Below are 15,493 nucleotides of genomic sequence, written 5' to 3' on the forward strand. Positions count from 1 at the left end.
TCATATTGCAACGTTGCAAGCAACGTGGCAAGAGAGTGCGCGGACGAACCTCGCGCCACCTGTTACGGTCATGCGCACGGGGCGCGGGCCCTCCGCCCCCGGCAGAGAGCGGGAGCACCGGACGTGGCAGCGAGACTCAAGGACGTCGCCGCGCGCGCGGGCGTGTCCGTCAGGACCGTCTCCAATGTGGTGAGCAACGCGGCCGCCGTCGCCCCGGCGACCCGGGCCCGGGTCCTCGCCGCGGTGGAGGAGCTGGGCTACCGCCCCAATCTCGCCGCCCGCAACCTCCGTCAGGGCCGCACGGGCCTCATCGGCGTGGCCGTCCCCGAGATCCACTCCCCCTATTTCGGGGCGCTCACGGGTCTTCTCATCGACGCGGCCCAGGAACGCGGCTGGACGGTGCTCCTGGAGCGCACAGCAGGCCGGGCGGACCTGGAGCGACGACTGCTGGAGGGCTCCGAGGGCCATCAGGTGGACGGGATGATCATCAGTCCTTGGTCGACTCCCCCGGCCGAACTCGCCTCGCTGGCGGGCGGGCTGCCGCTCGTGGTCCTCGGCGAGCTGGATCCGCACGGGACCATCGACCACGTGGCGGTGGACAACGTGGCCGCGGCCCGGGACGCGGCCCGCCATCTGGTGGCGGCCGGACGCCGGCGGGTGGCCGTGATCGGGCTCCAGTCCGCACTGGGGCACGGCACGGCCGAGCTGCGGGCCGAGGGCTTCCGGCAGGGGCTCGCGGAGGCGGGGCTGAGTCCGGTCGCCGAGGTGGAGGTGGCGGACCTGCACCGCGCGGAGGGGGCACGGGCGCTGCGCGAGCTGCTGCTCCTGCCGGGGCGTCCGGACGCGGTGTTCTGCTTCAGCGACGAACTGGCCCTGGGGGCGCTGCGGGCCTGCGGCGAACGGGGGGTGCGGGTGCCGGAGGACCTGGCGCTGGCGGGCTTCGACGACATCGAGGACGGACGGTTCTCGACCCCCGCGCTGACCACGGTCTCCCCCGACCTGACGCAGATCGCCGAGCGGGCGGTGCAGTGCTTGAGCGAGCGCGTCCTGGGGCGGCTCTCCGGGCTGGCGGCGCGCCGGATCGTGGTCCCGCACCGGCTGCTGGTCCGGGAGAGCAGCGGGGTGTAGGCGCGCCGGGCAGCCGGAAGCTCCCGGCGGTGCGGGCCTGTGCCACGCACCGCCGGGAGCGGTCCTGGGGGGGCGGGGTGCCGCACGTGGAGTGCGGCACCCCGGGTGTTATGCCTTGCCGCCGTCGTACAGGGCGGTCACCTCCTGGTCGGTGAGCGCCTTGTCGAACACCTGGACCTGGTCCACGGAGCCGTTCCAGAAGTCGGTGTTGTTCCCCGACCACTTGGCGCGTCCCACGGACAGGGGGCCGCTGCTGACGTCGGCCGATCCGGCCGGGGCGGTGGAGACGAGCGCGCCGTCCACGTACAGCTTGATCTCGTCGCCGCTGCGGACGCCGACCAGGTGGTACCACCGGCCGGGCTCGGGCGTCATCTCCGCGCGGGCCCGGTGGGCGCCGGGGGTGGAGAAGGCGAACGCGCCCTGGCCGTACTGGAGGTAGAAGGGGTTCTCCTGGCGCCGGCCGTCCTGGCTGACGACGGTGGCGTAGTTGCCGGGAAGCGCGTCCAGCGAGGCCCAAGCGGAGACGGTGTAGTCGCCGGTGGTGTCGACGACCGGGCCGTCGGTCTCGGCGTACTGGCCCTCGCCGTTGAACTTCAGGGCCGAGCCGTGGACGCCGGTGGTCCAGGAGGTGCCCTCGGAGAGGGTGAGGTCCTTGTGGTTCGGTCCGGCGTCGGCGGCCCGGGTGCCCTTGTTCTCGTCGAGCGACCAGGAGCCGCCGCCCTTGACCGGGGTGCGGGAGCCGGCGGCGGCGCCGGCGGCGATGACCTCGCGGTTGATCTTCCGGACCTGGGCGGCGTCGACCTTGATCTCGCGGCGGTCGTACGTCCAGAGGCCGTTGAGCTCGTTCTCCAGGTCGGTCACCTGGGTGTAGATGGAGCCGGAGAGTTCGGCGCCGGCCGCCTCCAGGTAGTACTTACGGGTGTTCTCGACGTACTTGGCGGTGAGCGCGGCCTTGTCGGCGACGCCGCTGTAGATCACGGTCGGGGCACCGGGCCACATGTGGCCGGGCATCCGCAGGGTGAAGCCGCCGTGCTCGCCGTCCATCGCGGCCCGGTTCGCGTCCGGGAAGGCCGGGTCGGTGTTGTTGTAGTCGTGGTGGTCGATGATGTCGCCCTTGCCCGAGTCACCCTTGGAGTTGCAGCAGTTGACACCGCTGTGGGCGTTGACGATGCGGGAGGGGTCGGCGGCCTGGACCTTCTCGGTGATCCTGCCGGTCTCGGTGCGGTCCCATTCGCCCCAGCCTTCGTTGAAGACGATCCAGGAGCCGATCGAGGGGTAGTTGTGCAGCTGCTCCATCATCTCGGCGCCCTGGTCGACGAAGGCCTGGTGGCCCTTGTCGTCGGTGAGGTTGCCGGAGACGAAGTCCTGCCAGACGAACAGACCGAGCCGGTCGGCGTGGTAGTACCAGCGGGCGGGCTCGACCTTGATGTGCTTGCGCACGGAGTTGAAGCCGAGGTCCTTCTGCGCCTTCAGGTCGAAGACGAGCGCGTCGTCGCTGGGCGCGGTGTTCAGGCCGTCCGGGTAGAAGCCCTGGTCGAGCTGGGCGAGCGAGAAGAACGGCTTCCCATTGAGGACGATCTTCCGGTAGCCGCCGACGTCGGCGATGCCGACGGAGCGCATACCGAAGTAGCTGCCGACGGTGTCCTTGGACCGGCCGTCCTTGAGGGTGACCTCCAGGTCGTACAGGTACGGGTCGTCCGGGGTCCACAGGTGCTGCTTGGCGACGGGCAGGCTCAGATCGCTGTTGGCCGGGCCGGTGACCGTGCCGACGACCTTGCCCTTCTTGTCGCGGGCGACGGCGGTGATCCGGGCGGACGCGGAGGCGTCCTCGGAGTTCACCTTCAGGGCGAGGCGGCCCGTGCCGATGTCCGGGGTCGTGGTCAGGGAGTCGATGGCCGCCGGGGCGACGGGCTCCATCCAGACGGTCTGCCAGATGCCGGAGGACGCGGTGTAGAAGATGCCGCCGGGGTTGGCGGACTGCTTGCCGGTGGGCTGGTCGGGTCCGGTGGTGTCGGTGACCGCGACAACGATTTCCTGCGGGCCGCTGCCCTTGACCGCGTCGGTGATGTCGGCGCTGAAGGCGGTGTAGCCGCCGGTGTGCTGGGCGACCCGCGTGCCGTTGACCCAGACCGTCGCCTCGTAGTCGACGGCGCCGAAGTTGAGCTTCAGCCGGTTGCCCTTGTCGGCCTTGACGGCCCAGTTCTTCGGGACGGTGACGAGCTTGCGGTAGAACATGTGGTCTTCGTGGCGTTCGAGACCGGAGAGCTGCGATTCGACGGGGTACGGCACGGTGATGCGCTCGTCGAGCTTCTTGCCGAAGACCGGCTTCTCGCCCGCCTCGGCACCGGCGAACTCCCACGGGCCGTTGAGGTTCTTCCACTTGTCGCGCACCTGCTGCGGCCGGGGGTACTCGGGCAGCGGGTGGTTGCGGTCGACCTTGTCGCCCCACTTGGTGGTGAGACGGTGCGTCGACTTGTTGGTGGCCGTGCGGTTGATCGCGGGGACGGTCTCGCCGCCCGCCTTCAGGCCGGCCTCGCCGTCGTACGCGATCTTGACGCGCTGGTCCTTGAGGACCGCCGCGCCCAGCTTGACGACGAGCTCCCTGCCGCCGCGGGCCCGGGTGACGGACGTGACCGGCATCGGGGTGGTGTCGGCCTCGACGGTGAGGTGGTCCTTCAGGGACCCGTAGTCGCTGACCTCGTCGTCGAAGACGGCGTGCAGTTCCGTGCCGTTGTCCGCGACGCTCAGCCCGACGGGGTAGACCTCGAAGTCGGCGGGCGGGGTGAAGGCGGACTCCGGGACGAACTGCTTGGCCAGCTTCGGGCTGGACCAGCGCAGGAACATGTTCGCGCCGCCGGTGTCCTGGAACATCTCCAGCTTGAACGCGTGCGGCTCGCCGGCCTTGAGCGCTATCGGCTCGCTGGTCTGCTCGTTGTCCCAGTCCGGCTGCCAGTGGTCGATGACGGCCTTGCCGTCGATGAACAGGCGGAAGCCGTTGTCGCCGCTGGCGGAGAAGGTGTAGTCGCCGTCCTCGGGGGCGGTGAGGAAGCCGGTCCAGCGGGCAGTGGTGTTCTCGGTCCGGCCGGTGGTCGACTGGAACGTTCCCGTGAGGCCGGGGAAGTTGATGTTCGGTTCGAGGGCGACCCCGCCGAGCTGCGCGAAGTCCCGCGCGCCCGGCGCGGACATGCTGTAGTACTCGCCCTTCAGACCATGGACGGTGGTGGCCGGGTCGGACGCGGCGAACGCGGCCGGGACAGCACCGACCGGGGTGGCCGCGGCGGCGGGAACCAGGGTCGCACCGACGGGTATGAGGAGGGCGGCGGCACACGCCACGGTCCTCAGAACCGCACGGGAACAGGGCATTTGTCGTCTCAAGGCGTCGTCCTGTCGAGAGAGCCGTAGTGCCTCGATCCTGTGAGGCACAGCACATGATCGAACATTGAGTCACAGCACCAAACGCAAAACAACAGTCGTGCACGAAGAATTTTCAACGATAGAAAAATTTGCTCGAAGGAAAACGCCCCGGGAACGCACGGACCCCCGCCGCCCTCCCCTCGGGGGAGGCGCGACGGGGGCCGGCGCCGGACGGTGCGCTCAGATCGCGTAGTCGTACTGCTCGGGGGCGCGGCCCCGGACGTTCAGCCCGGCTGCCGCGTGCCAGGCCCAGGACGGGTTGCGCAGCAGTTCGCGGCCGAGGAGGACGGCGTCGGCGCGGCCCTCGGCGAGGATCTTCTCGGCCTGCTGGGGGTCGGTGATGAGACCGACGGCGGCGACCGGGAGCGAGGTCTCGCGCTTCACGCGCTCGGCGAAGGGCACCTGGTACCCGGGGCCGGTCGCGATGCGGGCGCGGGGGGCGTTGCCGCCGGTGGAGACGTCGAGCAGGTCGACGCCGTGGGCGCGCAGCTCCTCCGCGAAGCGCACCGTCTCGTCGGCGGTCCAGCCCTCCCGCGCGTCGTCGGCGTTCTCGCTGAGCCAGTCCGTGGCGGAGATGCGGAAGAAGACCGGCAGGTCGTCCGGCCACACCTCGCGCACGGCGTCCACGACCTGGAGTGCGAAGCGGGTGCGGTTCTCGTAGCTGCCGCCGTAGGCGTCGGTGCGGTGGTTGCTGTGCGGCGAGAGGAACTGGCCGACGAGGTAGCCGTGGGCGCCGTGCACCTCGACGACCTGGAAGCCCGCGGCGAGCGCGCGGCGCGCGGCCTCGCGGAAGTCGTCCACGACCCGCTGGATCTCCTCGACGGTCAGCTCGTGCGGGACGTGGTGACCCTCGTCGAAGGGCAGCGGACTCGGGGCGACCGGCGTCCAGCCGTGGGCCTCGGGGCCGACCGGGCTGCCGCCCGCCCAGGGCACGTCCACGGACGCCTTGCGGCCGGCGTGCCCGAGCTGGATGCCGACGACGGCGCCCTGGGCCCTGACGAAGTCGGTGATCCGGCGGAACGCGGCGGCCTGGGTGTCGTTCCAGAGGCCGAGGTCGTTCGGGCTGATCCGCCCCTCGGGGCTGACCGCCGTCGCCTCGGCGAGGATCAGACCGGTGCCGCCGGTGGCGCGGGCGGCGAGGTGGGTGAAGTGCCAGTCGGTCGGGACGCCCGCGTCGGGGCCCTGGGGCGCGGCGCTGTACTGGCACATGGGTGCCATCCACACCCGGTTGGGCACGACGAGCGACCGCAGGGTGAACGGCTCGAACAGGGCACTCACGACAGACTCCGCATCGACGGGCCGGAAAGGATCGCTAGTACGATACATCCCGTACTACGACGCCCGTCAAATTACGAAGTCTCTCGTACTAAGCGGCAGGCGCGGCAGCCCGCCGCGGCCCTGCCCCCGTTCCGCGGCTTTCCTCAGGTCAGCGGGTACGAGGTCCGCCCCGAGGCCTCGTCGATCTCGTCATGCGCCTTGGTCAGCAGCTTCATCGCCAGCTCGTTGAGGGCGCGGGCGCCCGCGATCTCCTCGCCCACCCGGGGCTGGCGGGCGTCGGCGGGGTGGCGGCTGGCGTAGCCGTGGGCCCGTACCTCGGTCCCGTCCGACAGCCTGACGAGCGCGGCCGCACGGGTGCGCTGGGTGTCCTCCTCGAATTCGAGCTCGATGTGCCATCCGACAGCCGTCTGGGTCATGGCGCTCACCTCCGGGAGCTACCTCTCCAGGGTGCGCCCGCTCCCCCGGCGTCGCACGGCGGCCCGGGGTCAGACGGCGAGCTCCGGCCCCCTGCGGCGCAGGGTGATCATGGCGTCGGCATCGTACGACTGGTTCCAGCCGCGGCCCGCGCCGGATTTCCAGCCGATGTGGACGGTGGCCCCGTCGGTCCGGACGGACTCCACCGTCATCACGCGCTCGCCGTCGCGCACATCGCCCCGGCGCAGCCCGTCCGCGCGGACGGTGACCGGGTCGGCCGTGCGTGCCGACGCCGCGTAGTCGGCCGCGGCGCCGAGTGCGGCGGCCAGCTCCCGGGCCCGGTCCGGTGAGCAGACGAGCGAGAACGCCCCGGACGCCGTCACGGCCCGGATCCGCACCTCGGTGCCCATGGGGGTGATCTCCAGGTCCCCGGCCACCGTGTCGTGGCCGTTCCCGCTCGTCATCGCTCTGTTCTCCTCCGCGCCCGGTCCCCCGGGCTTCAGCGCAGCCGGAGGCTCTCCGGCGGGCCCAGACAGCTGGGCTTGAGGCCGCCGGTGTCGATCACCAGGTTCTGCAGCACCACCGTCGGATCGACCATCCAGAATTTCAGCACATGCGCGCCGGCCTCGCCGATGTGGTGCACGGTGCTGGTGATGTTGACGTTGTCGGAGGTGTTGCGCGCCCACTGCGGGTTCATCGTGCCGTCGTCGGCCCCGGTGGTCCGCGTGACGTTCACCGACCGCGGGGCGTCGTCGTCGAAGGAGACGGCGTAGGTCAGCCCGTCGGTCGGCAGCGGGTTGTTGCGGGGCGAGAGGTACGCGTGCACGGTGACCGGCCCGGTGGTGAACAGGGTGACCCGGTACTCCAGCCTCGGCCCCCGGCCACCGGGCACCTGGCGGGCAGCGGTGACGGGGAAGGGTTCCATGCCCGCGCCGGTCCGGCCGATGCCGGGGATGCGCTGCCAGGTGATGCCCCGGCCGCCGACGGCCCGGGTGACGTGGTCGGCCTCGATGGAGACGTAGCCGTTGGCCTCCACGAAGCCCTCCGGCCGCGCTCCGGAGAGGGCCGGCCGGTCGACGACCGCCGTCACGACGACCTCGCGGCCGGCCGGCCCGGTCACCGTGACCGGGACCTCGGTGGTCCCCCTCGGGGCGCGGTCCCAGTCGACGCGCAGGGTGATCCGGTCCTGGTCGGTGACCCGGCCCCGGACCCGGTCCGCCCGCAGCCAGGGCGCTCCGGTGCGCACCCGGTAGTCGAACGGGGCCCGGCCCCGGTTGAACACCTCGATGTACTGGGCGGGCTGGCTCTGGTACGGGCTGAAGACCGGCAGCACGGGACGGCCCCGCTCCTTCGGCCACCAGTGCGCGGAACCGTCCACGGCCACGCCCATCTCGGCGGCGGCGGGCAGGTCGATGCGCCGGACCGCGGGGAAGAGCACGTCCTTGATCGCGACGTTGTCGATCTCGGGCTGCTGCCAGGGGGCGTTGGGTCCGTAGCGGGCGACGTCGCCGTAGTCGATGTGCGGCTGGGTCTGGAATCCCTTCCATTTGCCGCCCGCGACACGGGTGTTGAAGCGGTCGGCCAGGGCCAGGTCGTCGGCGAGCCCGGCCTCGGCGGCGGCCGCGAGGGCGTTGGTGCGGGCCCGGCCCTGTCCGGCGTAGTGCAGGTTGGTGAACTCGGCCTCGCGCAGCGCGTACAGATTGGCGGTCGCCGCCACCTCGTAGCCGACCAGTTCGTACCAGGCGTCCTGGGCGGAGGCCGGCAGGCCGCGCCCGACGCGCTCGGCCTCGGCGCCGAGGAGCCGCCACTCCTCGGTGACGCGCTCCAGTTCGCGGTAGTCGACGAGGCTGAACGGGCTCGCCTCGTCGTCGTACACGACCGCGGAGGAGTCCTGGGCGGGGTCCTTGGCCGGGTCCAGGGTGATTTTCCGGTTGAGCAGTTCGGGCTTGCGCCGCGACTGGAGCCGCGCGTACGTGTTCAGTACGGCGGCGATCTCGGCGGCCTTCCTCTCGCCGAAGTTCTGCCGGGCGTAGCCCTGCTCCCACTCCGGCAGCCGGTCCAGGGTCCAGCGGCCGGGGTTCCAGGCGTAGTCCAGGAAGAACTGGGTGGGCAGTTCGTTGCCCTTGAGGTCACCGACGTTGGTGACCCACAGACCGCGGTTGCCGTAGGCGGCGCACTGGTGGAGCTGGTCCCAGAGATTGGGCAGGGAGGCGGTGTCGACCCACTTGTAGTTGCGTCCGACGCCCACGTAGTCGAAGTGGTAGTAGAGCCCGTAGCCACCCGCGCGGGCGGCCTCGCGGGGGTCGGGGAGCTTGCGGATGTTGGCCCAGTTGTCGTCGGTGAGGACGACCGTGACATCGTCCGGGACCCGCAGTCCCCGGTCCCAGTAGCGCTGGACCTCCTTGTAGAGCGTCCAGACCTGGGGAATCGTGGTGATGTCCCGGCCGGACACCTCGGCGAGGATCTGCCGCTGGGTGGCGATGATCTCGGTCATCAGCTCGATGCCGTCGCCGTCGGGGAGGCTGACGTCGCCGTTGCCGCGCATGCCGAGGGTGACGACGCCTTCGAAGTCCTCGTCGCGCATCCGCCGGATGCCCTCGGCCCAGTAGGCCTTGATCGCCTCGGCGTTGCGGCGGAAGGACCATTCGCCGGTGCCGCCGTAGGGGTCGTGGCCGGGGGTGGTGACGTTGCCGTCGCCGTCCCGTACGGCGGCGACGGCGTGCCGGTTCCACTCCTCGATGCCGCGCATCATCGGGGCCTCGTGCGAGGTGCCCATGACGACGCCGTACGCCTTGGCGGTGGCGTGGTTGAGCGGGTCGTCCTCGGCGAAGGCGCGTCCCCAGACCGCAGGCCAGAGGTAGTTGGCCTTCAGGCGCAGCATCACCTCGAAGACCTTGGCGTAGAAGCCGGCGTTGAAGCCGCCCTCGAAGCCGGGGGCCTTGCCGGGGCCGAAGTAGCCGGGGGCCCAGGTGCCGAGCGCCGGGTTCTCGTCGTTGATGAAGAAGCCGCGGTACTTCACGGCGGGGGTGCCCTGGGTGTGCCGGCCGGGCCGTACGTGGACGCGGTCCCGGCGTTCGGGTTTCACGTCGTCCCACCAGTACCAGGGCGAGACGCCGATGCCGCGCGAGACGTCGTACGCACCGAAGACCGTGCCGCGCTGGTCGCTGCCCACGATCACGAAGGCCCGGTCCACCCCGGGCATCGGCCGCTCGACGACGGTCTGGAGGCTGGTCTCCCAGGCGCCCCGCAGACCGGAGACGTCGAGTACGCCCCGGGTGACCAGGTCGTCGATCAGGGGACTGCGGCCCAGGGTGCCGATGACGGTGATCTCGCGGGCCCCGGCCACCGGGGTGTGCGACAGGACGGGGCGGATGCCGGTGACCCGTTCGATGTCGTCGCGCAGATCCCCCGCGACCCGGACCACACCGGGCCAGTCGCGGTCGCTGACCAGGAGCGGGGCGGCGCGCCCGTCCCCGGCCAGCGGGAAGGTGCCCTTCCCGGGGGTGAAGGTGATGTACGCGCCCGGGTCGGTCGGCTCCGCGGCCGGTCCGTGCCCGGCGGCCGAGGCCTCTGCGGTGAGCCCGGCGAGGGAGCCGAGCGGGGTGGCGGCCAGGGCGGTGAGTCCCAGGCCGAGGCCGAGCGCCGCTCTGCGGCTGGTGGTGCGCGGGACGCTGTCGTCGTTCATGCGGATGCCTCCCTCACTTCCGGCCGGCGGCGAGCTTCAGGTCCTCGGTGAGGGCCTGGTACGCGGGCTTGGGCCCGTAGTTCTCGTCGAGGAGGTTGGCGGCGCCCTCGCCCTCGAAGGTCTCGGGGACCCAGGAGTAGCGGTCGGTGAAGCCCCACACGGTGAAGTCGGTGCAGTGCCGCGTGAGCAGGCAGCCGCGCAGCAGCACGTCGTACCCCTCGGCCTGGGCCTCCTGGTCGGTGCTGTCCACGGGCATCGGGACCCGGACGTCGGCCTCGGTGATCGCGGTCTCCAGGCCGAGGTCGTCGAACCGCTTCATGTTGGCGGCGATGTCGTGCGGGGCGTTGTACTGGACGGAGAGGTGGCCCTGGATGCCGACGCCGTCGACGGGGACGCCCTGGGCGCGCAGCTCGGTGACCAGGTCGTAGAGGGCGGTGCTCTTGGCGTTGACGCCCTCGATGTTGTAGTCGTTGATGTACAGCTTGGCCCTGGGGTCGGCCCGGTGGGCCCAGCGGAAGGCGTCGGCGATGTAGCCGGGTCCGAGGGTGCGCAGCCAGATGCTGTCGCGCAGGGTGCCGTCGTCGTTGAAGGCCTCGTTGACGACGTCCCACTGCCAGATCCGGCCCTTGAAGTGGCTCGCCTGGTCGGTGATGTGCTTGCGCAGCAGGGCGCGGAGTTCGTCGGCGGTGAAGTCGCCGTCGGTGAGCCAGCCGGGCAGCTGGTTGTGCCAGAGCAGGGTGTGGCCGCGCACCAGCTGGCCGTTGCTCCGGGCGAAGTCGACGAGCGCGTCGGCGGCGCTCCAGTCGTAGGTGCCGCGCCGGGGCTCCACGACCTCCCACTTCATGACGTTCTCGGGGGTGACGGAGGTGAACTCGCCCGCCGCACGGGCCCGGTAGGGCGCGTCGGCGGCCAGGGCGTCCATGTCCACGGCCGTGCCGATGCGCAGTCCGGCCCGCTGGCCGAGGCCTCCGAGGGTGTCCGCGGCGGGCGGCTTCGGCTTGCCCCGGGCGGCGGTGTGCTCGGGTGCGGCCGAGGCGTTGAGCGTGAAGGAGGAGACGAGCAGGGCCGCGGCGGCGGTGCCGACCAGACCCGCCCGGATTGTCTTGCGCATGACACATCCCTTTCGCTGGACACGCCGTCCCGGACCCTGGGTACCGGGATCGACGCACGTTCGATGAAGGTGTTCCGAAAGTTTCGTGGACCTCCCCGCATCCGGCGGACGAGCAGGCAGGGCGGGGAGGTCCACGAAGGGGTGGTGCGCGGGGGCCGGTGCGCGACCGGTCAGGGTGCGGCGGGCTCCGCGACGGGGACCGGCTCGACCGAGACCCCGCAGACCAGGCGGCGCCGGTGGTCGACGACCCGTTCCGGGCCGGTCAGCCGCAGCCGTACGGTCCGGCGGACCGCGTCCGCGTCGCTGGACGGAGCGAACCTCAGCTCCAGATCCCCCGGTTCGACGACCTTTCGACCGCCGGTCCCGGTGAAGGACGCCAGGTCCGCGTGGAAGCGGAAGCGGACCCGGGCGGCGGCGCCCGCGGCGAGCGGGACCCGGGCGTAGCCGATCAGCCGTGCCTGCGGGCGGGTGGTCTGGGCGACCGGGTCGTGGAGGTAGAGCTGGACCACCTCGGCCCCCTCGCGGTCCCCGGAGTTGCGGACCGTGATCTCCACGTCCGCGGAGCCGTCGGTGGGCAGTTCGGCCGGTTCCGGATCGCCGCCCTCCCAGTCGAAGGCGGTGTACGACAGACCGTGGCCGAAGGGGTAGAGCGGCGTCGGGTCGAGGCTGCTGACCCCGCTCGCCAGCCCCAGCGGCGGCTGCAGATACGTCCACGGCTGGCCCCCGGCCCCGCGCGGCACGCCCACCGGCAGCCGGCCCGAGGGGTTGACCCGGCCGGACAGCACCCCGGCCAGCGCCGGACCGCCCTCCTCGCCGGGGAAGAAGGCCTGGACGACGGCGGCGGCCCGGCCGGCCCACGGCCCGAGCCCGTAGGGGCGGCCGGTCAGCATCACCAGCACCACGGGCGTGCCGGTGGCCAGCAGGGCGTCGAGCAGTTCGCCCTGCACCCCGGGCAGCGCGAGGTCGGCCGCGTCGCAGCCCTCGCCGGAGGTGCCCCGGCCGAAGAGGCCAGCCCGGTCGCCGAGCACGGCCACGCAGACGTCGGCGTCCCCGGCGAGCCGGACCGCCTCCGGGAACCCGGAGGTGTCGGTGCCGTCCACCGCGCAGCCCTCGGCGAAGCCGACGCCCGCGTCCGGGAACTCCGCGCGGACGGCCTCCAGCACGGTCGGCACATCGATCCCCATCGTGCTCTCCGGGTGCGAGACGCCGACGTGGCTGGGGAAGGAGTAGCAGCCGAGCATGGCCAGCGCGTCGTCCGCGCGCGGCCCGACGACGGCGATCCGTCCGGGGGCGCGCAGCGGCAGCGTGCCTCCGGGGTTGGCGAGCAGCACACAGGCCTGTTCGGCGAGTTCGCGGGCGAGCGCCCGGTTCTCCGGCGGGTCCAGGTCGACCCGTTCGCGGGCCTGCCCGGGGTCGGTGTCCTTCAGGGCGGCGGGCAGCGGCGACCAGTCGGGGTCCAGCAGGCCCAGCTCGCACTTCTGGAGCAGGACGCGGCGCAGCGCCCGGTCGACCAGTTCCTCGTCGACGGCGCCCTCGCGGACGGCGGTGACCAGGACGTCGCCGTAGCTGCGGACCGTGGGCAGTTCGACGTCCACCCCCGCGGTCAGGGCGAGCCGGGCGGCCCCGGCGCGGTCGGCGGCGACCTTGTGCAGGGTCTCCAGGAAGCCGATGCCGAAGTAGTCGGCGACGACGGTCCCGGTGAACCCCCAGGTGTCCCGGAGCAGGCCGGTCAGCAGCTCCGGGTCGGCGGCGGCGGGCACTCCGTCGATCTCCGCGTAGGAGTGCATGACCGAGCGCGCCCCGCCCTCCAGCAGCGCCATCTCGAAGGGCGGCAGGATCACGTCCGCCATCTCGCGGGCCCCGGCGCGGACCGGCGAGAGGTTGCGGGCGCCGGCGGAGGCCGCGTATCCGGCGAAGTGCTTGAGCGTGGCGACGATGCCGGCGGACTCCAGTCCGCGGACGTAGGCGGTGCCGAGGGTGGCGACGAGATAGGGGTCCTCGCCGATGGTCTCCTCGACCCGGCCCCAGCGCAGGTCGCGGACGACGTCCAGGACGGGGGCGAGGCCCTGGTGGATGCCGACGGCGCGCATGTCCTCGCCGATCCGGCGGGCCATCTCGGCGACCAGCTCCGGGTTCCAGGCGGCGCCCCACGACAGGGGCACGGGGTAGGCGGTGGCGCCCCAGGCGGTGAAGCCCGCCAGGCACTCCTCGTGGGCGAGCGCCGGGATGCCGAAGCGGCCGGCTCCGGCGATGCGGCTCTGGGCGCGGGCCAGGGCGAGGGCGCCGAGGCCGGGGTCGACGGGGGCGGTGCCGAAGGGGCGGGTGAGCTGGCCGAGGCCCCGGGTGGTCAGTGCGTCCCAGTCGACGGGGTCGACCATGTCGTTCTGGTGGGGGGCGACCCCGTCGCCGTCGGCGTCGGCGCCCACCCAGATGCCGTACAACTGGGCGGCCTTCTCCTCCAGGGTCATCCGGGGGATCAGATCGGCCACCCGCTCCTCGGGGGTGCGGGACGGGTCGCGCCACGGGCCGTCGACGGACGGGTCCGGCGTGGAGCGGGCATGCGGGACAGCGGGGATTGCCATGGGGGCAGGGGTTCCTCTCATGAGTACGGTGGTGCGGGGCGGCGTGGATCTCTACTTGCCGCCCACCCCCATCAGTCCGTTGACCAGCGCCTTGCGCGCCACGAGGTACACGGCGAAGATCGGCACGACCGAGAGCACGATCGCGGCCAGCACGGCGGGGATGTTCACCCCGAACTGGGACATGAAGTTGAACAGGCCGAGGGTCAGGACCCGGTTCTCCTCCGACTGCGTCAGGATCAGCGGGAACAGGAAGCCGTTCCACGCCTGGAGCGCCGTGTAGATGGCCACGGTGCTGATGCCGCCCTTGGACATCGGGACGGCCAGCTGCCACAGCATCCGCAGCGGCGACGCGCCGTCCAGGGCCATGGCCTCGTACATCTCCTCGGAGACGTCACGCATGGTGCCGCTGAGGATCAGGACGGCGACCGGCATCGCGAAGGCGGCGGTCGGCAGGATGATCGCGGGCAGGCTGTCGTACAGGCCCAGCTTGGTGATGAGCAGGTAGAGCGGCACGATCACGGCCTGCGCCGGAATGGCGACGCCGAGCAGGAAGGTGCGGAAGGCGAGCCCGGAGAGGCGGCTGCGGGTCCGTACCGCGACATAGGCCACGGGGACCGCGAGCACCAGCACGATCGCGACGGTGGACACGGCGACGATGGCCGTGTTGACGAGCATCGAGGAGAAGCCGCTGTCCAGCACCGTGCGGTAGTTGTCGAGCGTCGGGTCGGTCGGCAGCGCCAGCGGATCGCCGTTCAGCGCCTGGTCCTGGTGCATCAGGGAGGCGGAGAGCAGCGTGTAGAGCGGTACGGCCACGATCACGAGCCAGACCAGGGAACCGAGGCCGGCCAGGGGGTTGCCCCAGCGACGGCGGCGCGCGGCGGTCGCGGCCCGGCCGCGGGTCACGGGCGACGCGAGGCGCGGCGCGGGGCGGGTGTCGGTCGACATCTCGTCACATACCTTCCCGGGTGGACCGCATGTTCCCGAAGCCGCTGAAGCGGACCAGGATCAGCGACAGGGCGGTGGCCACCACGACCAGGGCGGTGGCGATCGCCGCGGCGTAGCCGAGGTCGTAGGTCTGGAATCCGGTCCGGTACATCAGGTACGGCAGCACGGTGGTGTCCGTGCCGGGCCCGCCCTTGGTCATGATCAGCACGGTGTCGAAGTAGGTCAGCGAACCGACGATCATCAGGACCGAGGAGGTCGTGATGGTGTGGCGGAGCTGCGGCAGCGTGATGTGGAAGAACTGCCTGAGCATGCCGGCGCCGTCGATCTCCGCCGCCTGGTAGAGCACCTGCGGGATCTGCCGGGTTCCGCCCTGGTAGATCAGGGTGTGGAACGGCATGAACTGCCAGCCGCCGACGAAGGCCACGGTGAGCAGCGCCCCGTTGGACGAGCCCATGATGTTCGGGTCGACGCCGATCCACGGTCCGATGGTGTTGATCACACCGAAGTTGGGGTCGAGCAGCGCGTGGAAGAGCATCGCGATGGCCGTGGTGGACAGCAGCAGCGGGATGAAGAAGACCGCGGAGAGCACGGCCCGGCTGCGCTGCCTGCCCGCCGCCCAGACACCGAGCAGCAGGGCCACCGGGGTCTGGAAGGCCCAGCTGATCGTGGTGAGCAGCAGGCTGAGCCAGGCGGCCTGGCGGAACTCCGGATCCTTGAACAACCGGGTCCAGTTGTCCGCGCCGGCGAGGGTCGGGGAGTTCAGCCCGTCCCAGTGGCAGAAGGAGAGATAGGCGGCGATCGCCAGCGGGACGATCGCGAAGAGGGCGAAGAAGAGGATGCCGGGCAGGGCCCAGGCGACCGAAGGGCGGCCGACGCTGCCGGCGGCCGCCCTTCCTCCTCCGCGCACCTTCCTGTACGTGGAGAGCTGGGACATCG

General features: G+C 71.8%; 10 protein-coding genes. 1 reads left to right on the forward strand and 9 read right to left on the reverse strand.

Translation table 11 applies throughout. From position 1 onward, the window contains the following. The first annotated feature begins 123 nt into the window (after positions 1 to 123). Positions 124 to 1,128 carry a LacI family DNA-binding transcriptional regulator gene (locus ACFVDM_RS12320; RefSeq protein ID WP_383636931.1) on the forward strand — a complete coding sequence of 335 codons (1,005 nt, stop codon included), beginning with the start codon at positions 124 to 126 and terminating at the stop codon, positions 1,126 to 1,128. Between the two features lie 108 nt (positions 1,129 to 1,236). On the opposite strand, the gene ACFVDM_RS12325 is transcribed toward ACFVDM_RS12320, so the two are convergent. The 9 genes from ACFVDM_RS12325 to ACFVDM_RS12365 form a co-directional block, all read right to left on the reverse strand. Further along, positions 1,237 to 4,491 (reverse strand): LamG-like jellyroll fold domain-containing protein, encoded by a 3,255-nt coding sequence (locus tag ACFVDM_RS12325; protein WP_383636934.1) that lies wholly within the window; start codon positions 4,489 to 4,491, stop codon positions 1,237 to 1,239. Between the two features lie 231 nt (positions 4,492 to 4,722). After that, positions 4,723 to 5,820: an NADH:flavin oxidoreductase/NADH oxidase gene (locus tag ACFVDM_RS12330; RefSeq protein ID WP_383636937.1), complete on the reverse strand. Its 1,098-nt coding sequence runs from the start codon at positions 5,818 to 5,820 to the stop codon at positions 4,723 to 4,725. Between the two features lie 143 nt (positions 5,821 to 5,963). Further along, positions 5,964 to 6,236 (reverse strand): DUF1876 domain-containing protein, encoded by a 273-nt coding sequence (locus tag ACFVDM_RS12335; RefSeq protein ID WP_383636940.1) that lies wholly within the window; start codon positions 6,234 to 6,236, stop codon positions 5,964 to 5,966. A gap of 69 nt (positions 6,237 to 6,305) precedes the next feature. Next, on the reverse strand, positions 6,306 to 6,698 hold the full coding sequence (locus ACFVDM_RS12340; RefSeq protein ID WP_383636943.1) for a hypothetical protein: 393 nt from the start codon (positions 6,696 to 6,698) through the stop codon (positions 6,306 to 6,308). Between the two features lie 35 nt (positions 6,699 to 6,733). Beyond that, positions 6,734 to 9,919 carry a glycosyl hydrolase 115 family protein gene (locus ACFVDM_RS12345; RefSeq protein WP_383636946.1) on the reverse strand — a complete coding sequence of 1,062 codons (3,186 nt, stop codon included), beginning with the start codon at positions 9,917 to 9,919 and terminating at the stop codon, positions 6,734 to 6,736. Between the two features lie 13 nt (positions 9,920 to 9,932). Next, positions 9,933 to 11,030 (reverse strand): endo-1,4-beta-xylanase, encoded by a 1,098-nt coding sequence (locus tag ACFVDM_RS12350; protein WP_383636949.1) that lies wholly within the window; start codon positions 11,028 to 11,030, stop codon positions 9,933 to 9,935. A 170-nt stretch (positions 11,031 to 11,200) separates the two neighbouring features. Further along, positions 11,201 to 13,612 carry a glycoside hydrolase family 3 N-terminal domain-containing protein gene (locus ACFVDM_RS12355; RefSeq protein WP_383636952.1) on the reverse strand — a complete coding sequence of 804 codons (2,412 nt, stop codon included), beginning with the start codon at positions 13,610 to 13,612 and terminating at the stop codon, positions 11,201 to 11,203. A gap of 51 nt (positions 13,613 to 13,663) precedes the next feature. Further along, positions 13,664 to 14,557 carry a carbohydrate ABC transporter permease gene (locus tag ACFVDM_RS12360; RefSeq protein WP_383636955.1) on the reverse strand — a complete coding sequence of 298 codons (894 nt, stop codon included), beginning with the start codon at positions 14,555 to 14,557 and terminating at the stop codon, positions 13,664 to 13,666. A gap of 4 nt (positions 14,558 to 14,561) precedes the next feature. Further along, positions 14,562 to 15,491, reverse strand: a complete 930-nt coding sequence (locus tag ACFVDM_RS12365) for a carbohydrate ABC transporter permease (protein WP_383636958.1) — start codon at positions 15,489 to 15,491, stop codon at positions 14,562 to 14,564. Positions 15,492 to 15,493: the final 2 nt, after the last annotated feature.

It is taken from the genome of Streptomyces sp. NPDC057682, assembly GCF_042799575.1.
In the GTDB taxonomy this organism is placed as follows: Bacteria; Actinomycetota; Actinomycetes; order Streptomycetales; family Streptomycetaceae; genus Streptomyces.